At 31.9% G+C, this 20,822-nt stretch carries 15 protein-coding genes, 1 tRNA gene and 8 pseudogenes; 19 read left to right on the forward strand and 5 right to left on the reverse strand.

What is annotated here, in order from left to right; genetic code table 11:
• Positions 1–56 precede the first annotated feature (56 nt).
• Positions 57–152: pseudogene (locus DK405_RS11045) on the forward strand (IS5/IS1182 family transposase); the annotation flags it as partial.
• 662 nt (positions 153–814) lie between these two features.
• On the opposite strand, the gene DK405_RS11050 reads toward DK405_RS11045, so the two are convergent.
• Both DK405_RS11050 and DK405_RS11055 read right to left on the reverse strand, forming a co-directional pair.
• A complete protein-coding gene (locus tag DK405_RS11050) occupies positions 815–3,112 on the reverse strand; it encodes an ankyrin repeat domain-containing protein (RefSeq protein WP_064612868.1) in 2,298 nt (765 codons plus the stop codon).
• Between the two features lie 172 nt (positions 3,113–3,284).
• Positions 3,285–4,245 (reverse strand): annotated as a pseudogene (locus tag DK405_RS11055) (IS110-like element ISOt5 family transposase).
• A gap of 310 nt (positions 4,246–4,555) precedes the next feature.
• On the opposite strand from DK405_RS11055, the gene DK405_RS15915 reads away from it, so the two are divergent.
• The 3 genes and pseudogenes from DK405_RS15915 to DK405_RS11070 all read left to right on the forward strand — a co-directional run.
• Positions 4,556–4,948, forward strand: coding sequence for a transposase (locus DK405_RS15915; protein WP_064612867.1), 393 nt, complete (start codon positions 4,556–4,558; stop codon positions 4,946–4,948).
• 221 nt (positions 4,949–5,169) lie between these two features.
• A complete protein-coding gene (locus DK405_RS11065; RefSeq protein WP_064612866.1) occupies positions 5,170–8,607 on the forward strand; it encodes a hybrid sensor histidine kinase/response regulator in 3,438 nt (1,145 codons plus the stop codon).
• A 52-nt stretch (positions 8,608–8,659) separates the two neighbouring features.
• Positions 8,660–8,803 (forward strand): annotated as a pseudogene (locus tag DK405_RS11070) (transposase); the annotation flags it as partial.
• 416 nt (positions 8,804–9,219) lie between these two features.
• Here the strand turns inward: DK405_RS11070 and DK405_RS11080 are convergent.
• Positions 9,220–10,095, reverse strand: a complete 876-nt coding sequence (locus DK405_RS11080; RefSeq protein WP_064612865.1) for an IS982 family transposase — start codon at positions 10,093–10,095, stop codon at positions 9,220–9,222.
• Positions 10,096–10,426: 331 nt separating this feature from the next.
• Positions 10,427–10,591 carry a hypothetical protein gene (locus DK405_RS14695; RefSeq protein ID WP_231967820.1) on the reverse strand — a complete coding sequence of 55 codons (165 nt, stop codon included), beginning with the start codon at positions 10,589–10,591 and terminating at the stop codon, positions 10,427–10,429.
• A gap of 429 nt (positions 10,592–11,020) precedes the next feature.
• Between DK405_RS14695 and DK405_RS11090 the strand changes: the two genes are divergently transcribed.
• The 3 genes and pseudogenes from DK405_RS11090 to DK405_RS11100 all read left to right on the forward strand — a co-directional run.
• Positions 11,021–11,096: transfer RNA gene (locus DK405_RS11090), tRNA-Ala, on the forward strand.
• A gap of 414 nt (positions 11,097–11,510) precedes the next feature.
• Positions 11,511–11,606, forward strand: a pseudogene (locus tag DK405_RS11095) (IS5/IS1182 family transposase); the annotation flags it as partial.
• Positions 11,607–12,159: 553 nt separating this feature from the next.
• Positions 12,160–12,874: pseudogene (locus tag DK405_RS11100) on the forward strand (conjugal transfer protein TraC); the annotation flags it as partial.
• On the opposite strand, the gene DK405_RS11105 reads toward DK405_RS11100, so the two are convergent.
• Positions 12,875–13,638 (reverse strand): IS5 family transposase gene (locus DK405_RS11105; RefSeq protein ID WP_109510581.1). Its coding sequence is split into 2 segments (ribosomal slippage): positions 12,875–13,311 and positions 13,311–13,638, totalling 765 coding nucleotides; the frame shifts between segments, so codons are not numbered across the junction.
• Between the two features lie 177 nt (positions 13,639–13,815).
• Between DK405_RS11105 and DK405_RS14700 the strand changes: the two genes are divergently transcribed.
• The 12 genes and pseudogenes from DK405_RS14700 (at position 13,816) to traU (ending at position 20,816) form a co-directional block, all read left to right on the forward strand.
• Complete coding sequence (locus tag DK405_RS14700; RefSeq protein WP_245406935.1) at positions 13,816–13,896, forward strand: hypothetical protein; 81 nt, start codon at positions 13,816–13,818, stop codon at positions 13,894–13,896.
• A 245-nt stretch (positions 13,897–14,141) separates the two neighbouring features.
• On the forward strand, positions 14,142–14,810 hold the full coding sequence (locus DK405_RS11110; RefSeq protein WP_174197598.1) for a tyrosine-type recombinase/integrase: 669 nt from the start codon (positions 14,142–14,144) through the stop codon (positions 14,808–14,810).
• 131 nt (positions 14,811–14,941) lie between these two features.
• Positions 14,942–15,277 (forward strand): hypothetical protein, encoded by a 336-nt coding sequence (locus tag DK405_RS11115; RefSeq protein WP_045918854.1) that lies wholly within the window; start codon positions 14,942–14,944, stop codon positions 15,275–15,277.
• Positions 15,277–15,830 (forward strand): annotated as a pseudogene (locus DK405_RS11120) (TraE/TraK family type IV conjugative transfer system protein). The gene DK405_RS11115 and the pseudogene DK405_RS11120 overlap by 1 nt, the downstream one beginning before the upstream one ends.
• Positions 15,827–16,303, forward strand: a complete 477-nt coding sequence (locus tag DK405_RS11125) for a hypothetical protein (RefSeq protein ID WP_064613219.1) — start codon at positions 15,827–15,829, stop codon at positions 16,301–16,303. The pseudogene DK405_RS11120 and the gene DK405_RS11125 overlap by 4 nt, the downstream one beginning before the upstream one ends.
• 144 nt (positions 16,304–16,447) lie before the next feature.
• Positions 16,448–16,781, forward strand: a pseudogene (locus DK405_RS11130) (hypothetical protein).
• A gap of 38 nt (positions 16,782–16,819) precedes the next feature.
• Positions 16,820–17,404, forward strand: coding sequence for a hypothetical protein (locus tag DK405_RS14705; RefSeq protein ID WP_064613217.1), 585 nt, complete (start codon positions 16,820–16,822; stop codon positions 17,402–17,404).
• Positions 17,405–17,727: 323 nt separating this feature from the next.
• Positions 17,728–18,015, forward strand: coding sequence for a TraB/TrbI/VirB10 family type IV secretion system protein (locus tag DK405_RS11145; protein WP_410522062.1), 288 nt, complete (start codon positions 17,728–17,730; stop codon positions 18,013–18,015).
• Positions 17,976–18,920, forward strand: a pseudogene (locus DK405_RS11150) (TraG/VirB4 family ATPase); the annotation flags it as partial. The gene DK405_RS11145 and the pseudogene DK405_RS11150, both read left to right, overlap by 40 nt.
• Positions 18,917–19,576: a hypothetical protein gene (locus DK405_RS11155; RefSeq protein WP_064612714.1), complete on the forward strand. Its 660-nt coding sequence runs from the start codon at positions 18,917–18,919 to the stop codon at positions 19,574–19,576. The pseudogene DK405_RS11150 and the gene DK405_RS11155, both read left to right, overlap by 4 nt.
• A gap of 85 nt (positions 19,577–19,661) precedes the next feature.
• The gene (locus tag DK405_RS13210) at positions 19,662–19,838 is read left to right on the forward strand and encodes a hypothetical protein (RefSeq protein ID WP_174190484.1); all 177 of its coding nucleotides are present in this window, start codon (positions 19,662–19,664) and stop codon (positions 19,836–19,838) included.
• On the forward strand, positions 19,839–20,816 hold the full coding sequence (gene traU / locus DK405_RS11160; protein ID WP_174197600.1) for a conjugal transfer pilus assembly protein TraU: 978 nt from the start codon (positions 19,839–19,841) through the stop codon (positions 20,814–20,816).
• Positions 20,817–20,822 lie beyond the last annotated feature (6 nt).

The raw sequence follows: 20,822 nt of genomic DNA on the forward strand, positions 1-20,822 counted from the left end.
TAGAATAAAAGATATAGAAAGAGAGAATAGACATCTTTCGAAACTGGTTAAAGTAGTTCAAAATTATTGCTAATAAATATCAAAATAGACATAAAAGATTAGGTCTTAGTTTTAATTTGATCTCTGGCATTTATAATTTTGAACTACGTTAACCAGTTTCGAAAGATGTCTAATGTTGAGTTATAAAGAAAAATTTAAATAAAATAAGCAGGAAACTAATAAGAGAAACAATGGAATATAAAAGCAAAATCAGAATATCAAAAAGGATATATTCATAGAGTAACTGACCTAATGGCTTTTAAAAAATTACTTCAAAATAATACAGATAAAACCAGCAAAAAATTAGCAAGTTTATGGCCTCAAAAGATTTCAAGTAGGACATACTAATGGTAATTAAAAAAACTTTGCTATAGCTATAAAAAAAGTTTTTATCATTCAAAAAACACCATGTTAAGGAATGAGTTCATAGAAATAATTAAGACAATACCAAAAGACAAGATAGTATTTATTGATGAGTTTGGAATAGAAGATAATGCATACCTTAACTGTGGATCTAGCTCTATAGATACCGTGTTAAAAATCAAGAAAAGAAATAATAATTTTATAAAAAAGATGTAAGTTTTTATAAAATTATTATTTTTGCTGGATTGAAAGATTGGGATTAAAATAGAATTATAGTCATTTACAATGAGGATTGAGCATAGAAAAAAGAGATAATAGCATCATAAGATTTAGCAAAATGAGTAAAATGAAATATTACTGTGACATAGATACTCTATTCGAAAAGTATATAACATAACTGTTTTATACTGGTTCAGCTATTATAATGCTGTTCATGCTCCATCGTGCCACTGAAGTCGCAGCCAACGTCGTCGTCATCGCTGCTAAGACTTGCTTCTGTGCTCTCATCATCAGGCAGCAGTTGCTCTGGCCACATGGTCATATATTCCTCCGGAATTTTACCAGCATTGTTAGTTGGAACATTTTGTAGAATATCATTATTACTGTCAAGCTTTTGCAAGAGGCGGTTAAGCGATCCTAGCATTGCAATAATATGTATTGGAGTACTGCCATTAAGTTTATCTTGTATGATGTAACTTGCTTCTAATTCAATTAATGTAATCATTGAATCAATATCTGAAACACCAGCTGATATATGCATGGCTGTTTCCCCAATACGATTAACTGCAGAATGAATTGCCCCATTCTCAACCAACACATGCATGACATTGCAATTTTTAAATGCAGCAGCAATATGCAAAGGTGTATATTGTGTATGTTGATGATCACTTATTGCTGTCAGTTTAGCTATTGACGTTCTGTCATTGGTTAACACCGCATCTGTTATCATCTGGTCTGTAATTTCCGTTTTCCCAGTAACTGGCTTATTCACGTCTGCGCCTAGCTTTATCAATAGATCTACAGCTTCATTGAAACACCATTGTATAGCTCTATGTAATGGAGTATATCCACCACAATCTACAGAGTTTACATCAATATACCTAGCTAAGAAATCGATTGTTTTTAATTTACCTCGCACGCCATACTTTTCGAACATGGGATGCAAAACTGCGTAATGCAATGCTGTTTGCCCATCATTAGTTTTTACGACTGGGTTTGCATGACATGATAACACCAAGTGTTTTACTACTTCAAATACACCAGATTTTGCGGCAGTAAAAATCACTGGTATATCTGATTCATCGTATACATTAACATCAGCATGATGACATGTTACGAGGTATTCAATATTGCGTATGTTCCCAGATTCTACAGCCTCCATAAGCCTTGCTTGTGGATTACTAATACTAATAGTGCGATCGAATACAGACATATCATAGTCGCCTGATGCCATCATTAATTCTAAGTCTGTATTATCTTCTTCACACGAATCTTCATTTGACGAATTTTCATTGGTAACTGATGCTCCAGCTGCAATTAATATATTAGCTATTTTGGGATTACGTTTACATATAGCAGTACGTAGTAGGCTTCCATCTTCATATGATGTCTCATTGACATCAGCTCCAGCTACAATTAATGCTCTCAGCATGAAGGCTTGATCTGTGTATTCTTGATTTATGTCTTTTATGTCTTTTATGCCTTTCGTTTCCAATACTAGACGCATAGGAGAGCATTTGTGACCATTTAATTGATTAGGATTTATATTATATGTGCCTCTTGCAGCTAACAATTCAATAAAGCTATCAATAGATCTACTTTGTATTGCATCGTGCAAAGGCCATTTATTTGACAATTGGAATAAGGGTGCCAGTGATCGCTCCAGTCCTGCAACACGTAATAATTCCGGTATTTTAGTATCACGACCTTCGTACGACTGTGCTAACTTTACATGATAATCTGCTTCATCGTCTGTGTAATCAAGCAGAGTTACATGTCTCAGCAACTCGACAACTACGTCAACATAGTTACCAGTTATTGCATGACACAGAGGTGTATCCAGCTTCCCTTTTATCAGCTTTCCTTTTATGTTTGCACCATGATCGATTAAAACCCTCATAACATCTGGAGATTGCACATAGTGCGTTGGTAGCAAAGAACTGTTGTTTAGAATATTTACATTAGCACCGCTGTTTATCCACAAAAGCGCAATTTTAGGAGCTGCACTAAATAACGCAATATGCAGTGGTGTATCTCCTTTGTTGTTCTGAATATTAATATCAACATCTGTCCCACTCGTTAGTAATGTTCTCGCAGAGTCAAAGTGCACATCTCCACTATCTGACAACATATGTGCAGCTGTATTAGAAGAATGCCTGCTCATAACATTAACAGGCACACCAGCTCTAATTAGGAGATACAATACTACTGGCAAGTATTGCTGATCTATCCACGCTATTGCGGCATGTATTGTAGTGCGACCACTCTCGGTTATCCTTGTTGAGCTCTCTGGATCAATATGAATCCTAGATACCAAGTTTTCAATATCATGAATATTACGACAATAGCGTATTAAATCAAATATACTATCATCACTATCATCACTATCACTACTTTTTCCTGAATTGCTACTACTTCCTGAATTTATACTTGATTCAATATCACTGTCATCAGTGTCATCAGTGTCATCAGTGTCATCACTGTTGCGCATAATGTATCCACCTCACTATAATTGTAAATTTAGTGTTCAAGCGTACAAGGTTTTATTATTCATTGCAATAGCTAATTTCTTACTATCATTAAAAATTTGAATAGATACCGTGATAAGAATCAAGAAAAGAAATAATAATTTTATAAAAAAGATGTAAGTTTTTATAAAATTATTATTTCTGATTGATTAAAACATTAGGATTAAAAGGAGAATTATGCTTTAAAACACCATAAATGATATGTAATAACTTACGCATAGCGGCAATAAGGATAAGCATTTTGGGTTTGCCAGTATCAGACAAACGTTGAGAAAATTGCTTGATAATACAATTATGTCTTAAGGCAGACATAGCAGGCATATAAAAAGACTTACGTAGATCTGAATTACCAGTTCTAGAGATTCTACTAGCACCCCGCACGGAACTGCCAGATTGACGATGCTTAGGATTAAGACCTACAAAAGCTACAACTTGTTTAGCAGAACTAAATTTCTCAATATCTGCTAAAAAAGCAAGAACTACAGCCTGTGTTTTTGCTCCTATGCCTGGTATTGACTCAAGCCTTATTATGAAGATCTGTGTTATTTTTAATATGGTCATTGATTAGTTGTTCAATTTCTTTAATTTGCGTTTCAAGAAATTCAATATGCATTTGAATATTATTAGCAATTGCTTTAGAAGCTCCTTCTAATCTATTTGTTTCTTGTGTTTTATGCTTAATTAAAACATTCAGGCGATTAACTAGCTGCTGTAGTTCTTGAATATAAAGAGGCTGTGGATACCATGCTTCCGGTTTCATTGCTTTGCAAAAATCTGCTATTAATACACTGTCTGCTTTATCTGTTTTTGTACGACTAAGTTTACTCATTGCAAAACCTTTAATACGGGCAGGATTTACTACGCTTACTTTATAACCATAATCGTACAGATATTTAGCTAAATTTTTCCAGTAGATACCTGTTGCTTCCATACAAACATGTCCAGTTCCTCTGCTTTTTAACCATGTTACTAATTTGTTAAACCCTTCAGAATTATTATTAAATTTTCTTGTTTGAACTTTATTATTAATTAACACAGCTGCATCAAATGTCTCTTTAGAAACGTCAATTCCTACAATTATACTATTCATAATCACCAAATTTTATGTTAAATATCTCAAAACCAACCTTGTAAATACAGGCTTTTTGCCTAAGAATACCGTCCGGTTTTTAATTAAAAAAGCTAGTTACTTATCTATAGAACAGGCTATTAGCCTTAGGAACGCTACTGTATACTAGCTTTCTTTTGTGCTATTGCTATAATCTTTTATTTTATTGCAATTTCACTTATTTTTATCATACAAGGTAGGATGTATGCTATGGCGAAAAAAGCTTATCAACACACACGAATGGTAGGTATGGTAGCTGGCCTTTCTAATGGTAAAGTGATTGCTCATTTTTTATTTGATGGTAATTGCAATAACAGTTTTTTTTGAGTCTTACGTGCAAGCTATATTGATTAAAGTGTTAACTCTTGGACAAACAGTAATATTAGATAATATAAGTTTTCATAAAATAGTTGTTGTTAAGTCTCTAATAGAATCCTTAGAGTGTGAATTATTATATCTTCCAACTCATTCTCCAGATTTGAATCTAATTGAGCATTATTGGTTTAAAGTTAAAAATGACATACGCAAAGTATCTCACTTATTTAACGACTTTTTTGATGAAGTATTTTTCATTTTACAATGTGTAACTTCCTTTCATGATAAGCTATACTCGCTAATTAAGTTAAATGAAATATTTTTACGCTTGCTGCAGTCTTTGAATAAGATGCTTCATTATGTTGAGCACCAGTAAAGCTTTTTATGCTAAGCTATGGAAGCTTTGCTACTAAAAGTATGATATTGACAATGCAAATATATTATATCACTAATTAATTAATAAGTAGTTATAGTTAATTAAAAAAAGATTTATATAAGATAAGAAAATCGTAAAACAATAGTGTCAAGTTGATTATATGGATCGTATGTTAGTTATAGTTAGTTGCAATTACAATATAGGAAAGGAGTAAGTTTTAAATGTTAGCATTGAATATAGATATAATTTTAGTAGGATTATTCTTGATATCTAATCTAGCTATAGGGTTATGGTATGGAAAGGAAGTAAAGTCTGTTAGAGATTATGCACTTGGAGGAAGAAATTTTAGTACATCAGCACTTACAGCAACACTTATAGCTACGTGGATTGGGGGTGGAACTTTTAGTTTGGGGTTGTATGAAATATATTCAATTGGAATACTTGCATTATTTTCTATTATAGGGCAAACATTGTGTCTACTTCTTTATGTTTATGTGTTAATTCCAAGAATGCAAGAATTTTTTGGAAAATTATCATCTGCAGAAGCAATGGGTGATCTTTATGGCAAACATATTAGAATTATTACAGCTATTTGTTCTATAATCAGATCATCAACAGGCATTGCTATGCAAATTAAAGTTTTTTCTACTATGTTTAATCACTTCTTAGGAATAGATAGTATGTATGCAACTTTAATTAGTAGTATGGTAGTTATTATATATTCTGCATTTGGAGGTATTAGAGCTGTAGTATTTACTGATGTTTTTCAATCGCTGGCTTTTGGGGCATTTATTCCAACTTTAGCAATACTTATTTGGGGAATGTTAGGTAGTTGGGAATCTATAGCAAATACTTTAACTACAAATCCTATATTTGATCCTAAAATATTGCTAGACTATAGTAGTCATAATACACTAAAATATTATGGTGTATTTTTTTATTGCATAATGCCTTGCTTTAATCCAGCTATATTTCATAGAGTTTTAATGGCTCGTAGTACAGTACAAGCAGCTAATGCTTTTAAAAGCATGACCTTTATGTATTTATTATTTTGTGTTTTTTCTGGATTTATAGGATTAACGCTGCTGTCATCACACCAGCATATAGAGGCTAGCAATTTAGTGCCATATATAATAGACAGCTATGCATATCCTGGATTTAAGGGGTTAGTAGTAATTGGAATATCTGCAATGCTTATGTCAACAGCTGATTCATATATCAATTCTGCTTCTATTATCTTTGTTAACGATTTATGTAAGCCTTTAGGATTATTCCAAACCAATGCAAAATTAGAGTTTAAAGCAGTTAGAGTATTCGCTATATTTATTGGAGTGTTGGGATTATATATAGCACTGTTACAAAAAAATTTGTTAGATATAATATTATTTGGAGCTAGTTTTTATACTCCAATAGTAGGAATACCATTGATGTTTACAATTTTAGGATTTAGAACTACTACTAGAGTTATAGTATCAGGTATGATTGCTGGAATCTCAACTACATTTATTTGGAACAAATTTTTTAATGCAGCATTACCAATAGGTGATTTAATGCCAGCAACTATAGCAAATTTTGTTGTAATGATGATAATGCACTACTGTCTTAGGGAGCCAGGAGGGTGGGTTGGGCCTAGTGATCGCAGGCCACTAAATGTTCTTAAAGAAAAACGCAAGCAACAGATTAATTCTATTTCAAGCTTCTTTAAGTCTTTATATCATAGTTTTAGCTGGGATAATATTTGTGCTTACTGTAATAATGAAACATTTCGTGGGAAGCACTATTATATTGAGTACTCCGTTATTACAGCTGTATCGTTAATGGTTATGTCATTATGTGGACAAGTAGAGCATAATGTAGCTTCAGCTTGGTTGATTACAAAAGTGTCAGTTATACTTTCAGGGTTAGTGATGACTACAGCTTTGCTATATAATAATAAATGGAATGCAGATTTTCGAACTAAATATTTAGGGCTGATTTGGCATATTACGATATTTTATACTTTAGTATTTAGCAATACTCTATTAACTATGATTGGTGGTTCATCTCCAATATTACTAATGTGTTTTATATCTAACTTAGTTGTAGCAGGAATATTATTACAATGGCATACAGCTTTGTTTATGATATTGTTAGGTGTACCAGTTGGGGCAAGAGTATTTAACATATTAGCTAGTTGGCGAGGTTACTTAGCTGATTATAATGAAGTTGATAATAATTTAGGGATGTATGTCATATGGGCATTAGCATTATTGGGCGCTATACTATTGTTCATTAGATTAAGACAAAATCAATTTGTAGATAACACTAGATCTATGCTAGAGCTAAAAAATGATGTTGATGTTCTTAATCTGCGTTTAAATACTAAAAGCCAAAAAATGGAAATACTTCTTAATACTGAAAAACATATACTTAATAATTTAAGTCATGAAATAAAGTCACCATTATCAGTCGTCCGCACTACTATTAATTTACTAAGCAAATTTTTACCAAAATACTATAAGGACACTGAGATGATTCTCAAAGAAAAAGAAAGAGTATTAACTATGGTGACATTAGCAAATTCTGGTATCGAGAGATTAGTAGCATATAGCAATAATTTGTTTGATTTATCAAAATTTGCACAAGGGCAGATGATATTTGATATAGAGCTTAATAACTTTCAATTAATGCTAAAAGAAATAATTGCTGAGTGCAACAAAGTAAATGTAGCTGAAAAACATATAATTAGTTTAAACTATGTTCCTCAAGCTGAGACAATGTTTGAATTTGATCATACTAGAATTAAAACTGTGATGCTGAATCTTATTTCAAATGCGATTCAATATTCTCAGTCTGGTTTGATTCTAATTACAGTAAAGCCATATAGATCTGGAGTAGAAGTATCAATTGAAGATGAAGGAGTTGGAATACCAGAAAATGAGCTAGAAGCAATCTTTGTACCATTTGAGGAAAGTAGCAGAACTAAATCTAAGGCTTGTGGCCGTGGGTTAGGGTTAACACTTGCTAGAGAAATTATATTAGCACATCATGGTGAAATTTGGGCAGAAAATCGACCTAATAATAGAGGAAGCAAATTTACTTTTAGATTACCATTACGACAGCCAGAAGGCGGCTTCAATAAAGCTGTTTATAGTAAAAGTGAGGTTTTTGGTAAAATATATAAAGACAGAATAGCAAAATTATTACAAGGATTTGGTTATGAATGCAACTCTATTAATTCTCTCAAGGATCTTGAGAATCATATTAGAGTTAATAAACGCATTTTGATAGTTGATGATGATCAAAATGTTTTGGATGCAATATCTTTAGATATATATGCTGAACAATATACTCCAGAACCAGTTAATAATGCTTTTGAAGCTGTTAAGTTGATTAAGGAAAATCCATTACAGTACTCTTTGGTATTACTTGATATGGTGATGCCTGAAAAAACCGGAGAGCAAGTTGTGCAGGAAATTTATACAGTAACAAAAATGTATGGCATTCCTATTATTATTATTTCAGGTTATAGCCAAACCTATGAAACTAAAAACCTGCTTTATTCCATGGGAGTAGTAGCCTTCATTGAAAAACCTTATACTTATAATCAGCTTCGTAATGTCATCAACAACTACCTTAAGCAAACAATTATTCCTATTCCTTATTCTTATCTCCCTTAGATTATATCACTCTTTTATGTTAACTATTAGAGTTCAGATAGACTTTTTGAAAAGTATATATTACATCAATTCTACAAAGTTAGCAATTTGTCATAACAAACACATTTTCAGCAATAGAGTTTTTAACAAAATTTCTAAAATTGGTAAGAGTAGTTATGGCTGGTTCTTATGCTTTAAGCTTCATCTTATAATCAATAAGATGTTCTATAGGTAAATGTGCAAAGGTAGATCAAGTATAAGGGAGAAGAAAAGTTAATTTTTGTTAACTTCTACACTTTATAGAACCTACTATTAACTTGTGTTAATTTTTATTAATATTTTTAATCAAGCTTCAACTTTAACTATAAATATATTTGCAATATTTGTCAATATAACAAAAAAATTAAAGCAAAAGGTTGACAGAAAATTTAGGAAATTGGTGTCCAGTTTTCAATCTAGAGGTTAATCTAATGATCGAAAAATATATACAACTTGGGATTGATAAGCGATTTTCAAGTTATATGTATTATGAACAAATTAGTATAAAAAATTTGCTATCAAATAAACAGTATAATATAGATCAGCTGTTTAATTAAACGTAATACTTTAATAATAAACATTAATAACGCTAATTTAGGATAAGGGATTAGAAGAGAAAGAAGAAGAGATAAGATAGGGATTAAGTTTGGAGATGGAATAACTAGCAAGAGAAGCAATTATATGAACAAAGAAGTTAATATGAGAGCGATGTCGAGTATGCTCTAAATGCATGTGTTTTTTTAGTACATTAAAGACAGACTCAATTAAGGAACGTTTATTTAATAAAAGCTTATCATCTATGTCCAATAAATATGTTTTCATATCTTTACGAAGATTAGTAAATAAACGTAGACCATTGGAGAAGAGTTGATGAAATAACTCTTTAGATATGTAAGCTTTATCACCAAACAATTTACCAGATAAGCCTTTAGAAATAACTGAAGCTACAGATAGATCGCTTTTATTGCCTTTAGTAATTTTAACTGACATTATTTCACCTTTATTATTAATTATGAGATGCAGCTTAAAACCTAAGAACCAGCCATAGCTACTCTTACCAATTTTAGAAAATCTGTTAAAAACTCTATTGCTGGAAATACGTTTGTTATGACAAATTGCTAACTTTGTAGAATCGATGTAATATATACCAGTCTCTTCTCCTTTCAGATAATGCATTAATACGGCTAATGGTAGCAACATTCTAGGTAATAGTTGTATTATCGTACTATAGCTTGGTAAACAAAAGTATTCTTTATACTTATAACGCAAGTAATATAGATAATAATTTTTAAAATCCTTGCATGGAGATAAATAAAAATATATCGTTATTGTTAATAACTCAGCTAAGGACAACTTTCCATCTCTGTTCCTTTGATTACTACCTGGTATTAATCTCTTTCTTTCCCAGTCTTGATATATCTTGCAAAAATTATCTATTAAATAGTATACTGTTATAATACATTTTTTCATGTTGGGTTATTTTATTTTTATTTAAATTTTCTTTTTAACTCAACATTCTCTCTTTGTATACCTTTTGTATTATGCCTTCCCTGCTTCCTCTTATCCTAAACTGGCGTTTATAACACCATTCTACATCATTCTCTAGTTTCGAAAGAAGTCTATTGTTCTATTATTAAGATCAATAAAACCTGCATTCTCTTAATTCTACTAAGCACTACCTAACCCTTCTGCGGTGAAGACCTAATGACTCTTCAAAAAAAAGTAATAACTCTCCTGTAATTCTTCTATATCTTTATTGTAATAGATCTATAATCTAAATACTATCAATGATAAAAGCTGTTTAGATGTTTTGCTTAATTCTTTTTCCATTATCTCCAGTTAGCTTTCTCCATTCGGCTGGTATAAAATTTCCAATCAAACGATAAAATATTGTGGTATTATTGTTACTATTATTTTTAACAAAATTACAACCATTAGTTAAAATATCGCGTACTATATGTTGCACTTTTTACCTCCAAAATGCAGCTATAGCAGGTATTTTAGAGAATAATTTTTTTATAAATTATTCTAAAATTTTTATACAAAAGGTAGAAAATAGGTAGAAAAAATTTTTATACCAAACCTATATAAATCTTCATACTGATACTATCTACCTTAGAAGACCAATTTTACCTATAGATAATGTTATATGTAAAAACACACATTTTTTTTATAATAAAATTATTATTTATTTTCTTGATTTTTAACATAGTATCTAATACAATTAAGTTTATTAACTCTCTAGTAGTTTCTAACTACAGAATATTTTTTTTAAATCCTGTAACTACTTTTTTAGTTATGTTCAGAGTTTGAGCATAAAGTAAATAATTTAGTTATAAAACTATCTAAATTAGAGTATTACAGTGTAGTATTGTTTAACTTCAATGTCAAAAATGGGGCTATAGCTCAGTTGGTAGAGCTTTTGAATGGCATTCAAAAGGTCAGCGGTTCAATTCCGCTTAGCTCCACCAATTTTTTTTGATGAAATAACATAAAAGAAGTACTATGTAAAAGCAAACAATACTCTTATGAACTTAAATCCTATATTCAATTATTCAATAATGCTATAGACTGTGGATTATTAGATAAAATCCTGTATATAGAATAAAAAATCGTAAGCAAAAATCAAGATCTAGATATATAACAAATGAAGAAATGGAAAGACTCATAAAAGTGCTGAAAGAGTAGGAAGTCATCAATTAACAGAACAGCAAAAACAATTAAAGATATTAGAAAAATCCATGTTTGTATTTATAGCTTTTACATATAGTGTTAGCTGATAAATTAATAAAAATACTGAAAAACAGAAAACCATGCTTAAATAGTGAATTAATATTGCCAAAATCCAAAAGACAATAGACCTCTTTCAAAACTAGTTAACGTAGTTCAAAATTATTGCTGATAAATATCGAAATAGACGTAAAAGATTCGGTCTTAGTTTTAATTTGATCTCTGGCATTTATAATTTTGAACTACGTTAACTAGTTTCGAAACAGGTCTAATAGTAAACACATATCAAGTTCAACAATACATCGAGCGTGTGATGAGATTCAGAAAAAAGGCTGAAATACCGAATGAACAATACATGATCTTAGAATAAGATTTGCCACTTGAATTGTAAATAATGAAGAAGAACTTAATGTAATAGCTAAAATATTATTGCATAGTATTCAACAACTGAAATTTATGCTATAACTAGGTTAGATAAGGCAAAAGTAGCTACAAATAAAGTTGTAGAAAACATGCTGATGATATGTGGTTCCAATTTTTATCTAAACGGAGATACTATCTGGAATCTTACCATCATTAGATTGCAGTGAAGAAATATTGACAACAACTTAGCTAGGTAGTTACTCTACATTAGATTTTGCTAAATTTTTGAAAATCACAGAGTAGAATAAGATTTTTTATGCTAGAATTGAGGCTGAAGGTTATTATGCAAAAAAATTATGTTAGTCGTTATCGAGGCGTTGAAGTATATAGGTTTGAGCATTGACGAATAGGAAGTAGTGTTAGCTGAAGTAGCTACAGGAACAGCAATTATTAAAGTTCATAAGAGTAATATTTGGCTGGTCTGAAGAAAAAGAATATTCAGAGATTAACCAGTATGAAATATTGTCTGAACAAATTCTAAGTTAAGATTTTTCGTTACTTGAAGAGATTGATTGTGTAAATGTAAATGATGATCAAATTATTTATCAGTCTAGAAGCAAGAAAGAGGCCTGAGGAGTGGAAATTATCTGTCATGTATTTGCTTTTAGACAATGAAATGCGTTGTGATGAATATATAAAATCAAATTTCCTGATCCATTTTGGTCTGTAAATTCTACCAAATCAAGCGATTGAAAGTACTGCTGCCATAACTAAAAGAGAGGCACTAGAAAGAAATATTAATGCAGAAATGGGTAAATTTCCTGATATACAGCAAGAAGTTGCTGATTTAGCAGATGTAGTAGCTACTTTACAGAGCGGTGATTATTATGTTGGATAAAACAAAAAAAGCTAAGCAATATGCATCAGCATTTTGTTCGATGTTAAGACGCAGTAAATGGTATTTTGTTCTATGCAAATATGATTATGTAGCTATTTTATTAGCTGCGCTACCAATGCAGTAAGTTGAGTAAGGTAGAAGAGGTGTATTAGGTCAAAAAAAATATCAGGAGTCGGAGTAGCACTTTCTAGCTTAGGTAGAAGCATAAAAACTGTTTCTGTAGAGAATAAAGTATTATTAAGCCTTTTTAGAAACTGGTTAACGTAGTTCAAAATTATAAATGCCAGAGATCAAATTAAATCTAAGACCGAATCTTTTACGTTTATTTCGATATTTGTCAGCAATAATTTTGAACCGTTTTAGCATACCAACAACGTTTTCATTGACAACTCTTTCTCCTGCTAACCTACGATTATTCTTTTTATCATTTTTAGTTAAAGGATTTTTCTTGCTTTTTTTCTTTGGTAATTCAGAATTATTGTGAATTTTTTGTATACCTTGATATCCTGTGTTAGTAATCGCTTTAACTTCAGGATGAATAAGAATTTTGGATTTCTTAAATAATCTAAAGTCATGTTTTTTACCGTTAGAAAAATCTGTACATATTACTTGATGCGTTTTCTTGTCTACCACTATTTGAGTTTTTAGTGTATGCATTTTCTTCTTTCCTGAATAATAGAATTTTTGTTTTTTTTAGGTCTTTCTATAGGACTCTCAGTAGCATCAATCAAGACTACTTCATAATTCATATCACTCTTCATTAAAGCTTTACGGCCTGGAAAAGCAAAGTTTGGGTGTTTAACTAGGGTGTCTTCTACCCATTTTACAGCTTTATATGCTGAACTTTCACTAATTCCATAGTTCTGACCTATATGGAAATAAGTACGGTATTCTCTAAGGTATTCTAACACCATCAGCAACTGTTCCTCCAAATTGAGCTTATTTTTACGTCCACCTTTTGATTTCTTAAGACCATCAGCTTTCCTCAAAATATCCACCATCTTTAAAAATGTTACCTTCATTACTCCTGTTAATTAACGAAATTTTTCATCCTTTAACTCTTTAATCTGATCTAATTTCATTATTACTTCAAATTAGATTTTTATAACAGCATTCTACATCATTCTCTAGTTTCGAAAGAAGTCTAATATAAAAACCAGAGTTTAAAAATAACGATAGGGGCATTTCCAGATTTATCTATTAAAGAAGCTAGAAAAATAGCAAGAGAATTAAAGAGATTAATGACGAACGGAATAGATTCAAGAGAAGTAAAATGTTAACAACAGATAGAAGAAAATGAGAATCGTATAAAAGAAAGACAAGAGATTACATTCAAAGAGCTGTGTTATAAGTATATTGAAGAGTATGCCAAAATATATACTATAAACTTGCAGAAAGATACTGCAAGAATACATAATTATGGGAAACTGTTATTTTAAAAAAGATAAGTGATATTAAAAGTAATGATATTGAACAAATATTCAATGATATCAGCAAAGAGGGAAAATATGCCACAGCAAATGCATTGCTAGCAACCTTACGCACTATATTTAATAAGGCAAAAAAATGGGGATTAATAGAAAACAATCCTACTCTAGGGATAGAGCTGCATAAACTGCAAGCAAGAGAAAGACGTCTAAGTTACGATGAAATTGGTAGATTTTTACAAGTATTATGTGGAGAAAAAAATACGTTGATAAGAGATTTTGCATTATTAGGGTTATATACTGGAGCTAGAAAAAGTAATGTGTTGGAGATGGAATGGGACAATATAGATTTTGTAAGAAAAATATGGCATATACCAAAAACTAAGAACGGAAAGGCGCAAAATATACCATTAACAAATGAGATGATAAAAATATTGCAAGCAAGGAAATTAACATCTACAAGTAAATGGGTGCTACCAAGTGATAATAGCAAAAGCGGACACTTAGAACAGCCATATGAAGCATGGAATAGGATTTGTAAAAAGGCTTGCATAAAAAATTTCAAGATACACGATCTAAGAAGGACGTTTGCAAGTTGTCTGTCAGATATAGGTGCAGGTCATTATATAATTCGTGCAGCATTGAATCATATTAATTTTGAATCAACAAGTGATTATAGTATAGTTAGTACAGAGTTACTAAGAGAGTATATGTCTAAGGTTACACAAATGATTAGTGGATATATGCAAAGTTATAATATTTTATAATACTATCTGACTAAAACGTTGTGGTAAGAATAGTGCGACTTCATGTCGCACATGCATGTATGCAAACTAATTATTGCAGGTAAAATCTATGTTTGAAGATATTTAGCTAATTTAAACATTATAGTAGCAGAATGAGAAATCTCATGCTACAATTGGGGCTAAAGGTGATTATGCAAAATCAAAAATTATGTTGGGCATTATCGAGGCCATTGAAGTATATGGGTTTGAGCATTGATGAATGGGGAGTAGTGCTAGCTGGAGTAGCTCCAGGAATTGTACTACTAAACAGCAGGCATGCTAAATTAGGCCTAGCATTTATGGTTGGAGGAATTGCTCTATGTTATTGCTTTAAGAAATTTAAGAAGGTATCGGAGAATTTTTTGCTAAAAAGTTTTTTAGTAGCTAAAGGTTTATTGCCAGCTCCATTAGGATATTCAAGATTGCTGGGCAAAAAAGTTGGCAAATAATGAATCATCTCTTTAAGCAAAATGCTATACAAGAGCTGGTTAAATATAATAAATGCTTACTTTCAGTAACTATATTGCTAGCTGCAGCTAATATAATTGCGATAATGGCTGCAATTACCAAAGAAGAAAAGTGGTTGTTAATTCCAGCAATGGAGCCTGATCGTAAAATGACGATTTCATCAAAAAATTACCATGAAACCTATTTAAAGGAATGGGCAATTTATGTGATGAAATTCTTATTTGCTACTTCTCCAAATGAGGTAGAAAGACAAATAGCAGACATGAAAGTGGTATTCAGTAATACTGAATCTTTAAATAAATTTTTTCATGATCATTTGCAATTTGTTAAAGGCTTAAATGTGTCTTCAGTCTTTTTTTCTAAAGAAGGTTGAAGTGATAAATGAATGGAGTATTAATTAGTAGAACGCTTCGTTATTGGTTTAGCGATAGTAAACATATAGCTGTCGATAAGACTTACCTTTTGACTTACAAGCGAACTCCTAATTACCTTTTATTGTTGACTGGTGTTAAAGAGAATGGAATAAAAAAATGAGTATTAGAATTTTGAGATTTATCATAGGGTTTATTGCTTTGGTAAACGTTAATAATATATATGCAGTAGAATATGAGTTAGAAGCTGACAATTTACTAAAGCTTGAGATTTCTGATAGTGGGCCAACAAGAATTAATCTTAAAGATGAAAAAATTAATGATATTCTTATGTACCCTCAAAACACAGTTGAAGGTATAGTTCATGAGTCTGGATGTTTGTTTATTGCTCCACGAGCAGAAGAAAACAAAGTTTATTTAATGGTAATAGGAAAATATAAAACAATTCAAGATTTAATGTTAACTTTTACTCCAAAAACTCCAAGCCCTATAATGCTTGTTAATGCTGCTACAAAAATAGAGGAAAAGGATAATTCAAAACAAAACAATAACAATTTGTTCAGTAATGACCTTAATACAAAAGAATTAACAGCAAAACCTTCTAAAAAACAAAGTAGAAATACTAAGGAAAAATAAAACTGGCTTAAAATGCTAGTTTTTACTTCAAAGACTTGAAGTTCTGGTAGGGTATCTGAAACTCGCTTCAAAGTAAAATTTCATTCAATGTGGAATTCACTAGCACTAGGAGAATAATGCAAAATTTACTAATAAGCAATAACAATGTTCATATATCAAAAATCTCGACTAAATATGCTAAACCCTACATTTAGAATACAGTGGAATAATGTAGTTGTAGGGCTGTTAATTATTATAATTACTGCTTGTGTTTTTTCTTTTGAGCCAGCATTAGCTGATACTCTTGAAGGACAGCTTAATAAAATAGACGGACTTTTTAGTGGAAAGCTAAAAACAATAGGTATATCAAGCGCAACTATTTTATCATCGATTTGGGCTGTAGCACGAGGGAATATAAAGCTTGCAGGAGTAATGGTAGCAATTGGTGTTATTTTAGGCTTTTACCTAGTGAATTGCCAGTGGTATGAAAATTAATTGATAAGGTAGAAACATTAACATTCAAAAAGCGGAGGAATAGTGGAACAGGACAATTCAGACAATAATAATACAAAAGAAGAAGATTTAGAGCTAAATGATAAACCAAAGGCTGAATCTGGTGTTAGGTCTAATAGCAAGTTATCAGAATTAACAAATATCATTCGTAGAAAGCCAGTAATTGCCTTAACTTTTATAAGCATCACAATAATGGTTGTTTCATTTTTTTTATCTGAAAGTGGTAAAACGAAAGAATCTATAATTTTTATTGAAAATCGTGAGTCAAGAGAAGCGATTTCTGGAATAGAACAAGCTGTAGATTTGAGAGCGAAATGGACAGAGGAAATACTTAATGAAGTCAAAACATTAAAAGATAGATTTGAAAATGTAACAGAAAGCAGATATTTAGAAATTACAGCCCAAATTAATAATTTTAACCAAAAACTTGAGATATTGGAGAATCAGCCTAAGCAGAGTCTATATAATAATGATAGTGATGAATTTAGTTCTGATCTTAATCATCATATTTTAAATTCACCACATGATAACAAAACAGAGCAAGCTCCTGTAGTAGTAAAGCCTTATGTAAATCTTAGGAGAGCTGAATCTGAGCAAAAAAAATGTTGAGAACTATGTTACTAGCGGTAGTTCTGCTAGAGCTGTCCTGCTTATTGAAGTCGTTGTAGGCACAGGAACAAACAGCTCTTCATCACCAGAACCAATTGTTCTGCAGCTATTAGATACAGCTATTCTTTATGATGAATATAAAACTGATCAAATCAAAAAGGCGATTTTAATTGGATCATGTAATGGAGAGATTTCCTCAGAGAGAGCTAAATGTCGCATCGAAACTCTTTCAGTAGTCAATAACCAAGGAGATATTATCGAAAAAAAAGGTGGAAGGCTGATTGATAGGCGAAGACGGACGTTTTGGAATTAAAGGAATAGTGGTGAATAAATCGTCTAAAGTAGTAAAAATGGCTGCATTAAATGGAGTATTTAGCAGTATGGCTAAGTTTCGGCAAGCTAAAGCTATTAAACCTGATATGACAACAGCTCCAACGTTAAATATAATGACTCCAGGTCAGGCGCAATCAGAGTTAAGTGTTGGAGATGCGCTTCAGTCTGGAGCTTACGCTGGAGCTAGCAATGCTTTTGATAAGCTAGCTGATTTTGCTATAAAACGAGCTGATTCTATTTTTCTGAAGTGCCAGAGGATGACAGCGCAAAGTCTATAGAAGCTAGATCGGATTTTTTATCTAACTTTCCATCCATTTTAGCTACTATGGCTGCTCCACAGTATGGAACAAGCGATTTACAACAACCAATGCTACAGAGGGCTTTGATATCAGTCTGGCAAAAAAAGGGAGCTAAAGCTGAAATCACGGATATTGCAGACTGGTTATCAAATAGAGAAGAATCATATGCTAAAGAGCTTGGAAATATGCTCTTTCCTTTTACTAAAGATGGTCAACATGGAAGATTTTTTAGCGGTAAGGCGCAATTATCTCTAAACTCTGATATTGTGGTAATTGAAACTGATCATCTACGCTCTGTACCAGAGCTATTAGCTGTGATTGTACAGATTATGATTGTTCATATTAATCAAACAATGGTTAAGGGAGATAGAAGTAGACCATTTTTAATTATGATAGATGAAGCTTGGAAGCTATTAGCTGGAAAGCGTTCAGGAGAGTTTATTGAAGAAGCAGGTCGAATAGCTCGAAAATATAATGGATCGATTGCTTTAGCAACTCAGCAACTCACGGATTACTTTCGTCAAGAGGGTTCTGCGTCTGAAAAGGCGTTTGAGAACTCATCGCATAAGATAATTTTGAAGCAAAATTCGGAATCGTTTAAGGCAATGAGAGCTAATCCTAAGCTTGCAGGCTTTGTTGATGAAGATTGGAAGCTGAATTTGCTGCAATCTGTACATTTAAATCCTTCACATTATAGTGAAATAGCTATTTACAGCCCTAATGTTTCAGGTGTTATAGGCAGATTAATGATTGATCCATTTACTCTGCTGTTAACTTCGACGAATGCTAGAGATTATCAAGCTATAGAAGATCATATAGCTAAAGGGATGAATGTCAGTGAGGCAATTAATTATGTGATAAGAGAGCGGAAAATAATTCCATGAAGCAAGGAGTAGTAATTTGTATAGGCACATTCTTTGCTTTATTTGCTGTTGCTTATCAAGTAAGCGATATAAGGGCCAATTTATTAAATGCTGATATAGGTATTGAGATTAAGGATTATGGTACTAGAGGGCATGTTTTTCCAATCATTGAGGAATCATTACTAGAAGTGATTATGGCTAAACTTAATGCTGCATCAAAAAGTGGATTGTTGAACCAAATGCAGCTGGAATTTCAGGAAAAAGTTAGGCAAAAAATCATGAGACCAGTTCCAGTAAAAAATTTAAGTAAAGCTACTGAAAATAAAACGCGAATATATGATTCTACCTATGTTCAAAAGGATGACATTAAGACAAAAAATGGTATAATAATAGTAAAGGGAGGAACTAAAATAAATCCTTTAGAGATAATAAATTGGGGTGAACCACTAATATTAATTGATGGAGATGATGAAGATCAGGTTGCTTGGGCAAAATCAAGACCAGGAAAGATAGTGTTAGTTAATGGAAATCCTATTGAACTTAGCAATCTATTAGGCCGGCACGTATTCTTCGATCAATTGGGTTTTTTGAGTATGAAGTTTAAAATACAAGCTGTGCCAGCCATAATAGAACAACAAAATAACGTGCTTAAAATTAGCGAAGTAAGCACCCTATGAAAAGCATGTAACATACACTTGAAGCATATGTTGTAAGTAGTATAACTCAATATACTATTTGATTCAACTTAAAAGAAGGTTTTATATGAAAAGTTGGAAATTACAGCAATTAGAAAAAGATCTAGTCAAAATATTCAATTATACGCTTATAAGTGGTGAAATACAGGAGATAGTCAATCTAGGTGGCAAAACTGCATATTTAGTACCAGGAAATAGATATCCAAAACTTCTTCGTAAAATCTCATCAATGCAAGCAAAGTGAGTGAAGGAACTGGTAATTTTGTTTGCGATAATAATGTCTATAACAGCTAATAACTGTTATGCAGCTGCTGGATGTGTTGGACGATTTGTAAATCCCATAACAGATGTATGTTGGAAGTGCTTGTTTCCAATTACTATAGCTGGATTTAAGGTAGTTAGTAGTTCAATGCCTGATACTAATGCTTCTGGTAGACTTATATGCCTTTGTCCAAAACCAGGGATTCCAGTGCCTATACCTGGTATTCCGGTAGGATTTTGGGAGCCAGTACGCCTTGTAGATGTTACGAAATCACCAATGTGTATGGTAAGTCTTGGTGGTTTGTCATTTGGAAGCCCTACTCAAAAAGGCATGAAAGATGAGGCTGAAGGAAGTGCTTTTTATCACATTCATTGGTATGTCTACTCAATGATTTATTGGCTGGAAATTTTGCTTGATTTTATTTGTCTGGAAATGGCTGCAGTCGATATAGCATATTTAACAGAGTTTGATCCATTATGGAGCGATGATGCTAAATCTGCGATTTTAAATCCAGAAACGCTGTTGTTTCAAAATGTAGCTGCTTATCAAGCATGTATAGCTGATTGCATGAGTTGTAGCGCTGGTTTATTAGCAAGCGATTATGCTTTTTGGTGTGCCGAATGTCAAGGAATGCTTTACCCTTTTATTGAAACTGCTGCTGCTCATAATGGTGGAGTTGGAACATCTGTATTAATGGTAAGTAAGTTTATGGCTAGAATGCATAGGCAACTGATGTTATGGGGATATTATGGTTATAAAGGCCTATGTGGCAAGTATCCTATGCCTATCATGAAGAAAAGTCAGTATCGACTACAAATGACTTATTCAATTCCAGAAACAAAATCCTGCAAGAGCATAGGTCAAACAGAAGCTACATGGCAAGCTGGTAGAGAATTTCCAGTTAATGGTGAAGATTTTGGTTACTTGATTTGGCGAAAAAGAGATTGCTGTTTGCTTTGATTTATA

This window comes from Orientia tsutsugamushi (assembly GCF_900327275.1).
GTDB lineage: Bacteria > Pseudomonadota > Alphaproteobacteria > Rickettsiales > Rickettsiaceae > Orientia > Orientia tsutsugamushi.

Bases quoted from the DNA above. Each gene is read 5' to 3' on its own strand.
- DK405_RS11050 (WP_064612868.1), bottom strand. From the start codon at position 3,112: ATGCGCAACAGTGATGACACTGATGACACTGATGACACTGATGACAGT.
- DK405_RS15915 (WP_064612867.1), top strand. From the start codon at position 4,556: ATGGTAATTGCAATAACAGTTTTTTTTGAGTCTTACGTGCAAGCTATA.
- DK405_RS11065 (WP_064612866.1), top strand. From the start codon at position 5,170: ATGTTAGCATTGAATATAGATATAATTTTAGTAGGATTATTCTTGATA.
- DK405_RS11080 (WP_064612865.1), bottom strand. From the start codon at position 10,095: ATGAAAAAATGTATTATAACAGTATACTATTTAATAGATAATTTTTGC.
- DK405_RS11115 (WP_045918854.1), top strand. From the start codon at position 14,942: ATGAGAAATCTCATGCTACAATTGGGGCTAAAGGTGATTATGCAAAAT.
- DK405_RS11125 (WP_064613219.1), top strand. From the start codon at position 15,827: ATGAGTATTAGAATTTTGAGATTTATCATAGGGTTTATTGCTTTGGTA.
- DK405_RS11155 (WP_064612714.1), top strand. From the start codon at position 18,917: ATGAAGCAAGGAGTAGTAATTTGTATAGGCACATTCTTTGCTTTATTT.
- DK405_RS13210 (WP_174190484.1), top strand. From the start codon at position 19,662: ATGAAAAGTTGGAAATTACAGCAATTAGAAAAAGATCTAGTCAAAATA.